The 13,794-nt window shown below is 67.7% G+C and carries 13 protein-coding genes and 1 tRNA gene; 6 read left to right on the forward strand and 8 right to left on the reverse strand.

The features are described from left to right. Positions 1-131: 131 nt before the first annotated feature. The gene (locus ACH4EW_RS07640) at positions 132-941 is read right to left on the reverse strand and encodes a DUF2637 domain-containing protein (RefSeq protein ID WP_398252822.1); all 810 of its coding nucleotides are present in this window, start codon (positions 939-941) and stop codon (positions 132-134) included. 232 nt (positions 942-1,173) lie between these two features. Then, positions 1,174-2,430, reverse strand: coding sequence for a DUF3631 domain-containing protein (locus ACH4EW_RS07645; protein WP_398253335.1), 1,257 nt, complete (start codon positions 2,428-2,430; stop codon positions 1,174-1,176). A 294-nt stretch (positions 2,431-2,724) separates the two neighbouring features. Here ACH4EW_RS07645 and ACH4EW_RS07650 point away from each other — a divergent pair, with 294 nt between their 5' ends. From ACH4EW_RS07650 to ACH4EW_RS07660, 3 genes are all read left to right on the forward strand, one after another. After that, entirely contained in the window at positions 2,725-3,237 is a 513-nt protein-coding gene (locus ACH4EW_RS07650; RefSeq protein WP_398252825.1) for a multiprotein-bridging factor 1 family protein, read from the forward strand. A 126-nt stretch (positions 3,238-3,363) separates the two neighbouring features. Further along, complete coding sequence (locus ACH4EW_RS07655; RefSeq protein WP_398252828.1) at positions 3,364-3,741, forward strand: helix-turn-helix domain-containing protein; 378 nt, start codon at positions 3,364-3,366, stop codon at positions 3,739-3,741. A gap of 32 nt (positions 3,742-3,773) precedes the next feature. After that, positions 3,774-5,285, forward strand: coding sequence for a LacI family DNA-binding transcriptional regulator (locus ACH4EW_RS07660; RefSeq protein ID WP_398252830.1), 1,512 nt, complete (start codon positions 3,774-3,776; stop codon positions 5,283-5,285). A 74-nt stretch (positions 5,286-5,359) separates the two neighbouring features. Here ACH4EW_RS07660 and ACH4EW_RS07665 read toward each other — a convergent pair whose 3' ends face one another. After that, positions 5,360-6,175 carry a hypothetical protein gene (locus tag ACH4EW_RS07665; RefSeq protein ID WP_398252833.1) on the reverse strand — a complete coding sequence of 272 codons (816 nt, stop codon included), beginning with the start codon at positions 6,173-6,175 and terminating at the stop codon, positions 5,360-5,362. 123 nt (positions 6,176-6,298) lie between these two features. Here ACH4EW_RS07665 and ACH4EW_RS07670 point away from each other — a divergent pair, with 123 nt between their 5' ends. Beyond that, on the forward strand, positions 6,299-6,469 hold the full coding sequence (locus ACH4EW_RS07670) for a hypothetical protein (RefSeq protein WP_398252836.1): 171 nt from the start codon (positions 6,299-6,301) through the stop codon (positions 6,467-6,469). Positions 6,470-6,672: 203 nt separating this feature from the next. On the opposite strand, the gene ACH4EW_RS07675 is transcribed toward ACH4EW_RS07670, so the two are convergent. Both ACH4EW_RS07675 and ACH4EW_RS07680 read right to left on the reverse strand, forming a co-directional pair. Then, positions 6,673-6,746: transfer RNA gene (locus tag ACH4EW_RS07675), tRNA-Pro, on the reverse strand. Between the two features lie 98 nt (positions 6,747-6,844). Next, positions 6,845-7,783, reverse strand: coding sequence for a metallophosphoesterase (locus tag ACH4EW_RS07680; protein WP_398252839.1), 939 nt, complete (start codon positions 7,781-7,783; stop codon positions 6,845-6,847). A gap of 79 nt (positions 7,784-7,862) precedes the next feature. On the opposite strand from ACH4EW_RS07680, the gene ACH4EW_RS07685 reads away from it, so the two are divergent. After that, positions 7,863-8,327 (forward strand): GatB/YqeY domain-containing protein, encoded by a 465-nt coding sequence (locus ACH4EW_RS07685; RefSeq protein ID WP_398252842.1) that lies wholly within the window; start codon positions 7,863-7,865, stop codon positions 8,325-8,327. A gap of 96 nt (positions 8,328-8,423) precedes the next feature. On the opposite strand, the gene ACH4EW_RS07690 is transcribed toward ACH4EW_RS07685, so the two are convergent. Further along, positions 8,424-10,631 carry a transglycosylase domain-containing protein gene (locus ACH4EW_RS07690; protein WP_398252845.1) on the reverse strand — a complete coding sequence of 736 codons (2,208 nt, stop codon included), beginning with the start codon at positions 10,629-10,631 and terminating at the stop codon, positions 8,424-8,426. 386 nt (positions 10,632-11,017) lie between these two features. On the opposite strand from ACH4EW_RS07690, the gene ACH4EW_RS07695 reads away from it, so the two are divergent. Next, on the forward strand, positions 11,018-11,368 hold the full coding sequence (locus ACH4EW_RS07695; protein WP_187438703.1) for a WhiB family transcriptional regulator: 351 nt from the start codon (positions 11,018-11,020) through the stop codon (positions 11,366-11,368). A gap of 13 nt (positions 11,369-11,381) precedes the next feature. On the opposite strand, the gene ACH4EW_RS07700 is transcribed toward ACH4EW_RS07695, so the two are convergent. Both ACH4EW_RS07700 and ACH4EW_RS07705 read right to left on the reverse strand, forming a co-directional pair. Next, on the reverse strand, positions 11,382-12,770 hold the full coding sequence (locus tag ACH4EW_RS07700; protein ID WP_398252848.1) for an ArsA family ATPase: 1,389 nt from the start codon (positions 12,768-12,770) through the stop codon (positions 11,382-11,384). Then, complete coding sequence (locus tag ACH4EW_RS07705; RefSeq protein WP_398252851.1) at positions 12,767-13,753, reverse strand: ArsA family ATPase; 987 nt, start codon at positions 13,751-13,753, stop codon at positions 12,767-12,769. Before ACH4EW_RS07705 ends, ACH4EW_RS07700 begins: the two co-directional genes overlap by 4 nt. Positions 13,754-13,794: the final 41 nt, after the last annotated feature.

Below are 13,794 nucleotides of genomic sequence, written 5' to 3' on the forward strand. Positions count from 1 at the left end.
GACCTACTCGGTGGGGTGTGGATCGGGGAGTGCGGTGATGTCGGGTCGACTCGTCGCCGAAGGGGGACTCGTCCCCGCGCTGACGTGCGCGGGGACGAGAGATGCGGGACGCGGTTGGCAGCGGCCGGTGGTCAGGAAGCGATCGCCGCAAGCGAGGTCTCGCTCGGTTCGGATGCTGCGGCTTCGTCGAGTTCGGTCTGTAGCGCGTCCTTGACGCGCTCAGCCTCGTCCTTGCCGATTGTGCGCCCGGTGCTCCGAACCGTTTCCTCGATGTGGCGGCGTGAGGCTTTGCCTCCGCGCCCTCGAGGCGCACGCCGGGCGACAGCGAGTAGTTCGGGATCGACGGCGTCCACCTCCTCTTCGTCGGACACAGGGGAAGCGGCGGAGGAATCCGCCACATCGGCAGCGTCTTCCGCCACGTCTGCCGGGACGCCCGCCACCTTGAACTGCGTAGGCAGCTGGACGTCCCAGGTGGCGCCGCCGGCAACCGGATCGGTGTCTTCCCGATCGGCAGCCAGCGCGAGGTCACGCTGGATGATCTGGTAGAAGTGCACCGCGCCGGCCAGCGCGAGCGGCGGGAGCGCGGAGAGCACGGCTACGGTCCAGTCGCCGAGCTGCAGGCCGCTACCCAGGGCCTGCTGGTTGAGGCGTACGGCGTGGAGCGCATTGGCCCAGATGCTGAGCGCGGTGGCCAGGATGACGAGGATCCACACGTACAGGCGGGCAGCCTTCGACGCGGTGCGTACCAAGAGCAGGGTCCCGATGCCGATGGCGATGAATCCGTCGATGACGAGGGGAAAGCCGATGGCGAAGAGCGGGCGGATGTGGGCGGCGACGGCCATCTGCCGCAGGGCGTCGTAGGACAGAACGAAGCCGATGGCGCCCAGCAGCGCGATGCCGAAGCGGATGGCGCCGGTCTTGGGCACGTCGGATTCGGGCACGGCGGATTCGTGCGGGGGCAGGGGAGACCTCCGGTGGTTGGGGGCACCTACGAGCAGCCAGGGCGGCGGGGCACGGCGCTGTGGCTGCGAGGTGCTGGGACTCGTACCACTCGTTGCGTGCCTGGTCAGCACAGGTACGAGTGGCGTGGTGATGTCGAGACGACTCGTTGCGGGCTGTTCACTCGTCCCTGCGCTGACCTGCGCAGGGACGAGTGATGCGAGTGGAGTCGAGTCAGGCTGCGGGGCCGGGCTGCGGCTCGTCTGCCGCCTTCGGCTCGGGGCAGTAGCGCGCCCAGGTGTCGAGGAATTGGTTGCGCGCGAAGCCCTTGGCCTGGGTGCTGTCGGGGAAGCGGCGGTTGGCCGAGCCGATGCCGTAAGGCTTCAGGAGCAGCTGCAGTCCGCGCGGGGTCAGCCCGTTGGCGCCGTATTCCGCCCACGGTGCTTCCCTGTCCGCGTTCAGGGACTCCAGCAAGTGCTTCGTGCTGAGCACGGCCGGATCGCCCACAGCGGCGAAGGCGCGGCGAATGCCGACGAGGAGACGGGTGCGCAGGCCGCCCTCCTCGTCCTGACCGGCCTCGTAGTCGGTCATGGTGCGGCAGGCGGTGCGGGCGAGCGCGGGCCAGTCGCCTCCGGCGAGGTCGGCGATGATGACCAGCGGTTCCCAGGTGTCCGCCGCGCGGTCCTCGACCGGCATGGGCGGCTCCATCTCCATGGCCTGCGCGTACAGCGGCTGGAGCCAGGCGTGGAGGCGGTCGCGGATCGCGTTCAGGGCGGGGGTGTCCCGGCCGGTGCGGAAGGATGCCACCTTCTCGCCCGCCGCGCGGCGGCGCATGCGGATGACCACCGCCCGGTCCTGGATCGTGTCGGGCAGGTCGCCGATCCCGGCGAGCGCGGCCATGGCGAAGGTGGGGAACTCCTGCACCTGGTGCTCGGGCCCGGACACTCGCAGCGTCGGCCGGCCGCGCTGGTGCCCGGCATTGATCAGCCCGCGCACCTCCTCGTTCTTCTCCGCGGCCCTGGGGCTGCTGAAGAGCGTGTCGGCCTCGTCGACCAGGAGGGTGGGCGGGTCGTCCCCGTCGATCGACCGGAAGATCGCCGCCGCGCTGGCGTTGACCGTGATCAGACGGTTGTGCACCGTCTCGGTCACCACATCCAGCAGCCTCGATTTACCGCACCGCTTCTCCGGAGCGACGATCGCCAGGCGAGGTGCGTGCTGCCACGCGCGCTGCAGATGCGTCGCCGCGATCCACAGCGCCACCGCCGTGACGGCCTCCTCGTTCGGCATCGCCACATACCGCTTGAGCTGCGCCCGCAGGTCGTCCAGGATCTGGGTCCCCTCGGGCAGCGGTGTTGACGAGGCGGCGTCATCGTGGCCCTCCTCTGCCGAAGGCACAGCGGCGCCGGACGACTGGCCGGGGGCGGCGACTGGGGGCCACGACGTGCCGGAGCCGTCGGGAAGGGATGGCGTATTCGGCTGGGCATCGGTCATACTGGGCATCAGCTCCTCTGCTTGCGGGCCATATGGGACGGCAATCCCGGACTCCGCAGGTTGATCGCTAGGGATGGCGGTTGAGAGGTTTGCGCTTGAGCCCCCGGCATCGCCGGGGGCTTCTTTCATGTGACGTGCGGGCGTGCGGACTCCTGAGGTCGGTGGGGTGGGGATGCCACCACTATGCCACATGAATTGCGGATCGCAGAAGTCTTTTGCATCTCGCAGTGAGGTGTTACTGTTGAGATTGTGCTGCAAATCGCAGTACATCGCTACGAACGGAAGGAGGTGCCGGTGGCGGAGGAAGAACCGTCCGAGGGCGTCCTGCTCAGCGGCGAGGCGAACGTCGCAACCCGCATCAGGGTGGAGCGCGAGGCGCGCGGCTGGAGCACCAATGCCCTGTCCGACCGGCTCAACGAGGCCGGCTTCGAGATGAACCCGTCCGCGGTCTGGCGGATCGAGAACGGGAAGCGCCGCATCAACCTCGACGACGCCATCGGCTTCGCCGAGGTCTTCGGCATCGACCTGCGCAACCTCGTCGGCCCACCGCAGCTGGCGGCCAAGGCCCGTGCCATGGAGCTCATCGACGAGGTCGTGGACGCGTTCCGTGCGACCCAGAAAGCCAACATGGCCTTCACGGAGGCACGCGACGCGCTCGATACCTACCTCGCCGAGCACCCCGACATCCGCGAGGAAGCCGACCTCATGGTCCAGAGCGCCATCGCGGAGGAGGCCAGCAAGACCATGCTGAAGATGCATGGCCCTCCGCCCGGTGACCGCGACGGTCGCCCCACCGACGAGGCATAGCTTCCGGCACTCCCTCCCGACCTGGACCCGCAAACCCCCAGGCCGGGCACCTCACCCACATCCCTAGCGATCGACCGGCGGGTCGGCGTTGCCGCGCCCTGGACCCGCCAGAAGAGGACCCACCCCTTGCGTCAACCCGCGATAACCCCTGCCTCCGAACCGACTTCGCCCGCCGAGGCCGGCCTGCCGCGCCTCTACGTCCCCGAGGAAGTCGCCGCCGTACTCGGCTGCTCCGCTTGGTGGGTCAAGGACCGAGCTCGCCGTCGGCTCATCCCGTTCACCCGCGTCGGCCGTGCTTACCGCTTCTCGGACGAGCACCTCGCGGAGATCATCCGCATGCACGAAGAGCGCCCAGCCGTGAATGCGCAGCGCCCTGGCGTCGCTGCTGCGCCGACGCGCAAGCCTCCCACTCGGCACCGGCCTGATGCGGCTGTGCCCACCGTCCGGCTCCAGGCCCGGCCGCCGCGCCGGATGGCCAAGTCCCAGTACGGAACCGCTGCTTAACGCACCCCACACGCCAGAAGGGAGGGAAATCTGTGGGGTACGCAGAGAAGCGCAGCGGCTACTGGCGTGGCCGTTACAAGATCAAGGACGGTAAGTACGGCACCGTCGCCGATTCCACGGGCGCCGTGGTCAAGTTCGCCACCAAGCGCGAGGCCAAGCAGGCCGCAGACGCCGAAGAGGTGACCGTTCGCCGTGGCCAGTGGCGCGATCCGGGCCTCGGCCAGGAAACCTTCGGCGAGTACGCGAGCCGCTGGTACGCCGCCCAGGACCTGGCCGCCTCGACGATGCAGAACTACAAACGCCACATCGAGGAGCACCTGCTCCCCGACTTCGAGGACAAGGCGCTCGCGGGCGTCCTGCGTACGGACGTCGAGCTGTGGGAGAAGAAGGAGCGGGCTGCGTACGCGGCCTCCAGCGTCAAGACCTGGCGCGCGACGCTGCACCTGATCTTCGAGGACGCGATCGACGAGGGCCTGATCACGTCGAACCCGGCGGCCAGGCGGCGCGGACGGGGCAAGCGCGCCGGCCGCTCCCGTGACCGGGGCCCGGAGAAGGTCGTCACCGACGCGCTCGGCATCCTGCTCACTGCCGAGCGGGCGGCCCTGCTCTCCGGCCGCGACGACGAGTTCGTCGCCACGGTCCTCAAGGGTTACACCGGCAAACGGTGGGGCGAAATCGTCGGCCTGGAAACGGAGTTTGTCCGGCCTGGCGCGTTCCGCGTCGAGTGGCAGCTGTACGAGCTGGACACCGGCGAGCTGGTGCGCTGCCCGCCCAAGGACGACAGCTACCGCGACATCGACTCGACGGACTGGCTGTCGGCCCTGGTCTTCAACCACATCGCCCGTACGAAGCCGACCTCCTGCCCCTGCCACGGCAGGACGTACGTCTTCCGAGGCCAGGGAACGGCGCGCACCGGTGGACACCAGGGCGCCAAGCTCGTCGACGTCGCACGCCGCGCCGGAGTCTCCACCGGCACGGTCTCGAACGTCCTCAACCACCCCGACCGCGTACGCGAGGACACCCGCATTCGCGTCGAACTCGCCATCACAGAGCTCGGGTTCATACGAGGCGGCACCATGTCGGAGCACGCGGCCCACTGGCGCCGAAACGGCTTCGCCACCTGGCTGTTCACCCCGGCGGTCTCCGGCTGGTACCCGAAGAAGGCACCCCAGGAGGCCCGCCCGGTGCCGATCCTCGGCGAGCCGTGGCCCGGCGTCCCGGCCCGAGGTCGAGGAGCTGCTGCTCGGGCGGACGCCTGCTGGCTCCCGATCGCCAAGGGCCTCACGCCCCATGGTCTCCGTCACACGCACCGGACGATGATGGAGGACCTCGGCACCGAGAAGGTGCTCATGGACGACCGCATGGGCCACGTCGACGGCTCGGTCTCCGCGCGCTACGCCCACGTCACGTCCGGCATGCGTAAACGCCTCATGGCCGGCCTCACCGAGCAATGGGAAGCCGCGCTGGATGCTCGCCTTGCGATGTGCCCGTGCTCGCCTGTGGCTGTGCTGAACAGGCTGCTCCAGGCCCGTGCACACAACTGAATCCACCCAGCCTGACGCCCGGCGACTACGCCGGGCGTCAGCCGTGTGGGAAGGGGGCCGCCTTCGATAACCGCCTAGGGCAGAGTCATGGCATCGAAGAGGGCTCGTGCTGCAGCACGAGCTTCCTCCGAAGCCTCCTGGCCCTCACCGTCCCCATCGATCACCAGCATGAGCATCTCGAAGAACATGGTGCTCCTGATGATCGAGTAGAGACCCGGTGCGAAGATGAGCTTCATCTCCTCGTCCAACTTGGTGATGTGGGCGAGGAATTGGGGGTCATCCGGATCGAGCCATGGGATGTCGTCGGCCTCGTCGGGGATGCTGCCCTTCACTAGCTCGGAGTACGGCTTGAGTAGGTGGAGGTCGTCTCTGGCCACCCGGATACGACGTCTCGCGGTGGACTCGGAGATCCCGAAGTGCTCCCTGACGGCGGGGATCGGATCCTGACCGAAGAGCAGGGCGATGCTGTACACAACCGCGGCATGGAGGCAGTCCTCTTCGGCGACGCCTTGACCCGCATCGCCGAGCCGACGGAAGACACATGCCGCCAGCTGCTTCCCGCGCTGTTCCCAGCCCACCCTGTACACCTCGGCGAGGTGCTCTGAGATTACGACGGCTGCTCGCTGCAGCCTCGCAGGACTCAGGGCGGCGGCGTTTGGATCAGGTGAACCTGCTGCGAGATGAGTGAGGACAGGTCTGCCTCCTGCCACGCGCGCAGTTGCGACATACGGAGCGCCGTATACGTCGCTGTAGCTGATTACGGCTCGGTCGGATTCGAAGCGGGCTTCCGTTCCGCCTTTCAGTCGGACTGATGTCGTCTCAGAGGCGGCGTCAAGCAGCACGTCGTACAGCCGGTCCTCCGGGCCCCTCGGATCCTCGCGCTCTGCCACGTGACACCTTCCCCAGGTTCGTGACACCCCTCGAAAGCTGGCTCGGCCACTGTTCCATGGCGAAGCTGGAGATGCGGGCCGGCCGCGAGAACCAGAACCCCTACGAGTGCATGCGAGGCTCTGATGAACATCGATGGCAACGAGGCAGACAGCCTCCTGCCGGCGCGCTGGCTGTTGATCATCGCGGTCTCGGGAGCGACGGCATACAGCGTCTGGCGCAAGGAAGGGTTGGGAAGCGGGGTGATGGCCGGTATCGCCATGGCTGCCCTATTGGCAACAGTTGTCGGCCTTTGACCCCCAGCGGCTCCGGTAATCAGAGTTCGCGAACGTGTAGCGCTGAGGTGCCTATGGCGATAGCGCGGATGGTGTCGGGGGCGGCGAGGGCTGGGAGACCCCGACCAAGATCTTCTCCCAGATTTCTCCCAAACGATCACCGGAGACGCAGGAAGGGCCTGACCCGCGATGCGGATCAGGCCCTTGACCTGGTGTTTCAGCTGTCGGGGTGGCGGGATTTGAACCCACGACCTCTTCGTCCCGAACGAAGCGCGCTGCCAAGCTGCGCTACACCCCGATCGCCGCCTATGTCCCGGCGACATCGATTACTTTAGCCCACTCGCGCCCGCAGACGAAATCCTCATGTGCCGCTGAGCGCGAGGGGGCCGTGGGTGCTCAGTCCCGGGGCGTCAGCGTCAGCAGGGTGGCCTCGGGCGGGCAGGCGAAGCGGACCGGGGTGTAGCGGTTGGTGCCGCAGCCCGCGGAGACGTGGAGGTAGGCGCGGTGGTCCTCGACGGAGTGGGTGGAGAGGCCTTTGACCCGGTCCGTGTCCAGGTCGCAGTTGGTGACCAGGGCGCCGTAGAAGGGGATGCAGAGCTGGCCGCCATGGGTGTGGCCGGCCAGGATCAGGGGGTAGCCCTCTGCTGTGAAGGCGTCCAGCGAGCGCAGGTAGGGGGCGTGGACCACGCCGATGGAGAGGTCGGCGCCCGTCTCGGGGCCGCCTGCCACCTCCGCGTAGCGGTCGCGTTTGATGTGCGGATCGTCCAGGCCGGTGAAGGCGATCTCCAGGCCGTCGATCTTGAGGTGGCCGCGGGTGTTGGACAGGCCCAGCCAGCCCGCCTCGTCGAAGGCGTCGCGCATCGGCTCCCACGGGTTGTGGACCACGCCGACCGCCGGAGCGTTCCCGTTGAGGCCGTGCTTGCCCTGGGCTTTCTCGAAGAGGTAGCGGGCAGGGTTGCGCAGCTTGGGGCCGTAGTAGTCGTTGGAGCCGAAGACGTACACACCCGGGAACTGCATCAGCGGACCGAGTGCGTCGAGCAGCTCGGGTACGGCCTCGGGGTCCGAGAGGTTGTCGCCGGTGTTCACGACGAAGTCCGGGCGCAGACCGGCCAGCGACTGCAGCCAGGTGCGCTTCTTGCGCTGGCCGCTCACCATGTGGATGTCGGAAACCTGGAGTACGCGCAACGGTCGTGCCCCGTACGGGAGTACGGGGATGGTTACCCGTCGCAGGCGGAACGAGCGGGCCTCGAATCCGGCGGCGTAGGCGAGGCCGACAGCGCCGACCGCTGCGCCGACTGCCGTGACTTTCAGGGGTACTCCGTAGCGTGCGCGCATGCGCCTATCGTCGCAGACACGGTGCGGCGGGAAGAAAACCTGCGGGCGGTGGGCGCCCCGTACCTGCCACAATCAGCACATGACCACGCTCAAGTCCAAGCTCAAGGAAGACCTCACCACGGCTATGAAGGCGCGTGACGAGCTGACCTCGTCCACGCTCCGGCTGACCCTCACTGCCATCACGAAGGAGGAGGTCAGCGGCAAGACGGCGCGCGAACTCTCCGACGACGAGGTGCAGAAGGTGATCGCCAGGGAGGCGAAGAAGCGCCGCGAGGCGGCCGAGGCATTCGCTCAGGGCGGCCGGACCGAGCAGGCCGAGCGTGAGAAGGCGGAGGGTGAGCTGCTCGACGCATACCTTCCGAAGCAGCTGAGCGATGACGAGCTGGTTGCGATCGTGGCGTCCGCTGTCGAGGAGGCGAAGGCCGCCGGGGCCGAGGGACCGCGGGCGATGGGTGCCGTCATGAAGATCGTGAACCCAAGGGTCGCGGGGCGCGCGGACGGCGGCCGCGTGGCCGCGGCGGTGAAGAAGCTCCTGGCAGGCTGAGGCAGCGCGACATACGCACAGCGATGCGCGGAATGGGGCGCCCCGGATCGGGATCGATCCGGGGCGCCCCATCTTCATGTGCGTGAACCGTACGGGTCAGGGACCCTGCCCACCGCCGTTGGTCTGCCCTCCGCGGTCGCCGGTGTTCCCGCCGGTCTGGTTCGGCGCGTTGTTGGCGCCGGGCCTCTCGCCCCCGTGACCGGGCCACCCATAGCCCTCGCGATCGTTGCGCTCCGGCGCGTCAGGGATGTCGACAGCGCTGAAGGCGGGAGCGGCCACTCCATCGAGCGCGCCCGTCATCGCGTCGCGCCAGATCGGTCCGGGGACCTGTCCGCCGAACACCTTGGCCTGGTACACGCCACCGATGGTGATATTCACCATCTCGACGCTCTGGCTCGGGCTGCCGACCCAGACGGCGCCGGACATGTTCGGCGTGTAGCCGACGAACCAGGCGTTCTTACGGGCGTCGGTCGTACCGGTCTTGCCCGCGTTGTCGCGACTCTGGAGGCCGGCCTGCTGGCCCGTACCGGAGTCGACGACGCCGCGCAGCAGGGTGTTGATGGTGTCCGCCGTCGGTTGCGACATCGCCTGCGAACAGGTGGTCTTCGGTACGGGGAGCGAGGTGCCGCCCGCCGTTTTGACCGACTCGATGGCGATCGGTGTGCAGTATGTACCGCGGTTGGCGAAGGCGGCGTAGGCGCTGGCCATCGTCAGCGGCGACAGGCCGTTGGAACCGAGGGTCAGTGTGGACGGGTTCTGCGGCAGTTTGGTGCCGTCGCCCTGCACTATGCCCAGCTTGTCGGTCATCTGCGAAACCGGACACATGCCGATGTCCTCGAGCATCTGCACGAAGTAGGTGTTGACGGACTTCTCCATCGCCTGCTTCAGCGCGTACGGCCCCCTCTCGGACTCGTTCTCGTTCTCCAGGTGATATTTCGGCACGCCGTCGTTGACCCACGGCTTCCCGCAGGACTGCACAGTGTCCGGGTAGTCCATCTCGTACGGGGAGGGGTAGGTCTGCGTGGCCGGCTTGCCGCCCTCTATGGCCGCTGCGGCGAGGAACGGCTTGAACGTCGAACCGGTCGGGAAGCCGTAGTTCGAGCCGCCCATGCTCTTGTCGACCGAGTAGTTGTACTGGGTCTCGTCGGGCCCGAAACCGTACGGCTTGGACTGGCCCATTCCCATGATCTTGCCGGTACCCGGCTGGACCAGCGTCACGGCGGTCGCGACCTTGTCCGACTTGTAGACGTGGTCCTTGATCGAGTTCTGCACCGACTGCTGGGACTGCGGGTCGAGCGTCGTGCGGACCGTCAGACCACCCCGGTTCCAGAGCTTGGCCCGGTCCTCCTTGGTCTTGCCGAAGACCGGGTCGGTGAGGAAGACGTGACGTACGTAGTCACAGAAGAAGCCGGCGCCGCTGACGGCCGTGATGCAGCCGTTCTTCGGCTTCTGGACCTTCAGCTTGATCGGGTTCGCCTTCGCCTTGTCGGCCTCGGCCTGCGAGATGTCACCGACGTCGGCCATGCGCTGGAGCACCGTGTTGCGACGCTTGGTCGCCTCGGTGGGGTCGTTGACCGGGTCGTAGCGGCTCGGCGACTGCACGAGGCCGGCCAGCAGCGCGGCCTCCTCCAGCGTCAGGTCCTTCGCCGACTTGGAGAAGTAGCGCTGGGAGGCGGCCTCGACGCCGTACGCCTGCTGTCCGAAGAAGGTGATGTTCAGGTAGTTCGCCAGTATCCGCTTCTTGCCGAGCTTCTCCTCGACCTGGATCGCGTACTTCATCTCCTGGATCTTGCGACCCATGGTCTGTTGAGTGGCCTGTGCGACCTTGTCCGGGTCGTCGCCGGCCTGCTCGACGAAGACGTTCTTCACGTACTGCTGCGTGAGGGTCGAGGCGCCCTGCGTGGTCCCGCCATCCTGCACATTGCGGTTCAGCGCGCGCAGGATGCCCTTGAGGTCGATTGCCCCGTGCTCGTAGAAACGGGCGTCCTCGATCGCCACGATCGCCTTCTGCATGTGCGGCGAGATGTCCTTCAGTTCGACCACTGTGCGGTCGCGCGAATACACCGAGGCGATCAATCCGCCCTTGCTGTCCAGGATCTCGGTGCGCTGACTCAGCGGCGGAGTCCGGAGATTGGCCGGGATCTCGTCGAATCCCTCGACCGTCCCCTTTGTGGCGAGACCCAGTGCTCCGGCGGCCGGCAGCGCGATGCCCGCAAGCACAACTCCGGAAAGTGCGGCGACACCGAGGAACTTGGCGGCCTGCTGGGTCGTCGTGAGACCCCCGCCCGAGCGCTTTTTTGGCATGGGGGCAGCCTACGTTCTCATTCGCCGGACACACGTATATGCCTTGGCCTAAGCTGCTCTCAACTGTCACGGCAGTCCCGTTGTGCATCAACCCCTGTGCACGATTCGGCCACGAGTTCAGGCGCTCCCGAATTCACCCTCTTTGCCATCGAATGTCCGTTGTGATTCAGGCGAACTGTCCTGATTCTGCTGGGGTTTTCAGGTATGTCCTCGCCTCACTCCCCTGGGTGATCTGCCGTATACGCATAGTCCGTTCGGGCCATCCAAGATTGGGCCCGAAGGGGGTGTTGTGCTGTCGCCGCCTTCCGTAACGTCCTCAACTGGCAGCGGTGAATATGCCGCTACCGCCGTGGGGGAGCCTCGATTCGGGAGAGGACGGCGCCGTGATGGGCTGGGTAACCGACTGGAGTGCGCAGGCAGCCTGCCGCACTACCGATCCGGATGAACTGTTCGTACAAGGGGCAGCGCAGAACAGGGCCAAGGCGGTGTGCACCGGATGTCCGGTGCGGACCGAGTGTCTGGCCGATGCGCTGGACAATCGCGTCGAATTCGGCGTGTGGGGCGGCATGACGGAGCGGGAGCGCCGCGCACTGCTGCGCAGGCGACCCACCGTCACGTCCTGGCGCCGACTACTGGAGACCGCGCGCAGCGAGTACGAGCAGTCCGCGGGCATCCTGCCCGTGGCGATCGGGCTGGACGACGACGAACTGCACGAGAGGTACGCCGCGGTGGGGTAGAACGTACGGACGGCTACGCAGCTCCGGCCGGGGCGGAACCGGTCGCGAGCCGGTCCCCGATGGCCCGAAGCCCTGCGAGGTCATGCACGTCACCGGGCAGCGCGGCCACTTGGGTCACGGCGACCTCCGGGTGCAGCGCGGTGAAGCGGTCGCGTGTGCGTTGTTCGCGCGCGACCACCTGCATTCGTTCCGCGTGCAGCCGCAACAGGCCTGCGGTCAGCTGCTCGACGGAAGCGGCCTTGGTCGCGGTCCTGGATTCGGTTGCGGCTTCGGGATCTGGCTCGAGGTCTTCGAAGTTGTCGTGCTCGGAAGCATCGGGATCGACAAGGGTTTCGGAGGGGACCGACCAGTCGGCCGGGTCACGAAGTCCAGCCTTCCCGGCCGTCTGATCCACAATGCCGACCCCGTCAAGATTTTCTGCGGCCGCAAGTGCGCGCTCGGCGGAGAGCCGGGCGGCATCGCTGCCATGGACACGGTTGAGCACCAGGCCGGCCAGCGGCATTTCCTCCGCGGCCAGCCGTTCCACGAAGTACGCCGCCTCACGAAGAGCGTCCGGCTCCGGTGTCGCGACGACCAGGAATGCCGTACCGGGCGCCTGCAGCAGTTTGTACGTGGCGTCGGCCCGGGTACGGAAGCCGCCGAACATGGTGTCCATCGCCGCAACGAAGGTCTGTACGTCGCGCAGGAACTGACCGCCGAGCAACTTGCCGAGGGTGCCGGTCATCATCGACATGCCCACGTTGAGGAACTTCATCCCGGCCCGGCCGCCCATCTTCGCCGGGGCCATCAGCACCTTGATGAACTTTCCGTCCAGGAACGAACCGAGCCGCTTCGGTGCGTCCAGGAAGTCCAGCGCGGAGCGCGACGGCGGGGTGTCGACGATGATCAGGTCCCACTCGTTGCGCGCTCGCAGCTGCCCGAGCTTCTCCATCGCCATGTACTCCTGCGTGCCCGCGAAACCGGCCGACAGGGACTGGTAGAAGGGGTTCTCCAGGATTGCGCGGGCCCGCTCGCCGTCCGCGTGCGCCTCGACGATCTCGTCGAAGGTCCGCTTCATGTCGAGCATCATGGCGTGCAGTTCCCCGGCACTCTCGCCGTCGATGCCCGACACCCGGCGCGGAATGTTGTCCAGCGAGTCGATGCCCATGGACTGGGCGAGCCTGCGTGCCGGGTCGATGGTGAGGACGACGACCTTACGGCCGCGCTCGGCCGCCCGTACGCCCAGCGCCGCGGCGGTCGTGGTCTTGCCGACCCCGCCCGAACCGCAGCACACGACGATCCGGATGCCGGGGTCGTCGAGCAATGCGTCGGTCTCCAGCGCGGGGGCGGGTGCGGTGGTCGTGGCGGTGACGCTGCCCGCGGCCGCGTCCGTTTCAGCGTCCGTGTCCGTGTCCTGTGTCATGTGCCCACCCCTTCGCCCACCCCGTCACCCACGCCCTGCTTGCCGAGCTCGGTCGCCAGGTCGTAGAGCCCGGCCGGGGCCATGCCCTCTCCGATCAGCGGGAGTTCGTACCCCGGCAGCTCCAGGCCCGCGAGCACCTGGCGCTGCTCGCGCTCCAGCTCGACCCGCTGGGCATGCTCGGCGGCCTGCTCGACCAGGGGGCGTACGAGGCCCGCGGAGCCGGTCACGCCCGCCCGGGTCAGCGCCTTGGCGATCTCCTTGCGGCGACCGCCCGCGGCGTTGCGCAGCGCCTCCTCGTCCAGCAGATGCGGTCGCACCATGTTCACGATGACCCGGCCGACCGGCAGTTCCGCGGCCCGCAGCTCGGCGATGCCGTCCACGGTCTCCTGGACCGGCATCTCCTCCAGCAGTGTCACCAGATGGACCGCGGTCTCGGGCGACTTCAGCACCCGCATCACGGCCTGCGCCTGATTGTGTATCGGTCCGATCCGGGCCAGCCCCGCCACCTCGTCGTTCACATTGAGGAAGCGGGTGATGCGCCCGGTGGGCGGGGCGTCCATGATCACGTGGTCGTAGACGTACCGGTTCTGCTTGTCCTTGCGGCGTACGGCTTCGCAGGCCTTGCCGGTCAGCAGAACGTCCCGTACACCGGGCGCGATGGTGGTGGCGAAGTCGATCGCACCGAGCTTCTTGAGAGCCCGGCCCGCGCTGCCGAGCTTGTAGAACATCTGGAGGTAGTCGAGAAGGGCGCGTTCGGCGTCGATTGCGAGGGCGTACACCTCGCCGCCGCTCGGCGTGACGGCGATCTTGCGCTCCTCGTACGGAAGGGACTCCGTCTCGAAGAGCTGGGCGATGCCCTGCCTGCCCTCGACCTCCACGAGGAGGGTCCGCCTGCCCTCGGTCGCGAGGGCGAGCGCGAGGGCGGCGGCAACCGTGGTCTTACCGGTACCACCCTTGCCGCTGACGACCTGGAACCTGCTCACGTATTCGAGCCTAACCAGTCGGGCCGCGGGCTACGCACGAG

This window comes from Streptomyces sp. NPDC018000, from assembly GCF_044328025.1.
Lineage (GTDB): Bacteria > Actinomycetota > Actinomycetes > Streptomycetales > Streptomycetaceae > Streptomyces.

Bases quoted from the DNA above. Each gene is read 5' to 3' on its own strand.
- ACH4EW_RS07645 (WP_398253335.1), bottom strand. From the start codon at position 2,430: ATGACCGATGCCCAGCCGAATACGCCATCCCTTCCCGACGGCTCCGGC.
- ACH4EW_RS07695 (WP_187438703.1), top strand. From the start codon at position 11,018: ATGGGCTGGGTAACCGACTGGAGTGCGCAGGCAGCCTGCCGCACTACC.
- ACH4EW_RS07685 (WP_398252842.1), top strand. From the start codon at position 7,863: ATGACCACGCTCAAGTCCAAGCTCAAGGAAGACCTCACCACGGCTATG.
- ACH4EW_RS07670 (WP_398252836.1), top strand. From the start codon at position 6,299: ATGAACATCGATGGCAACGAGGCAGACAGCCTCCTGCCGGCGCGCTGG.
- ACH4EW_RS07690 (WP_398252845.1), bottom strand. From the start codon at position 10,631: ATGCCAAAAAAGCGCTCGGGCGGGGGTCTCACGACGACCCAGCAGGCC.
- ACH4EW_RS07700 (WP_398252848.1), bottom strand. From the start codon at position 12,770: ATGACACAGGACACGGACACGGACGCTGAAACGGACGCGGCCGCGGGC.
- ACH4EW_RS07680 (WP_398252839.1), bottom strand. From the start codon at position 7,783: ATGCGCGCACGCTACGGAGTACCCCTGAAAGTCACGGCAGTCGGCGCA.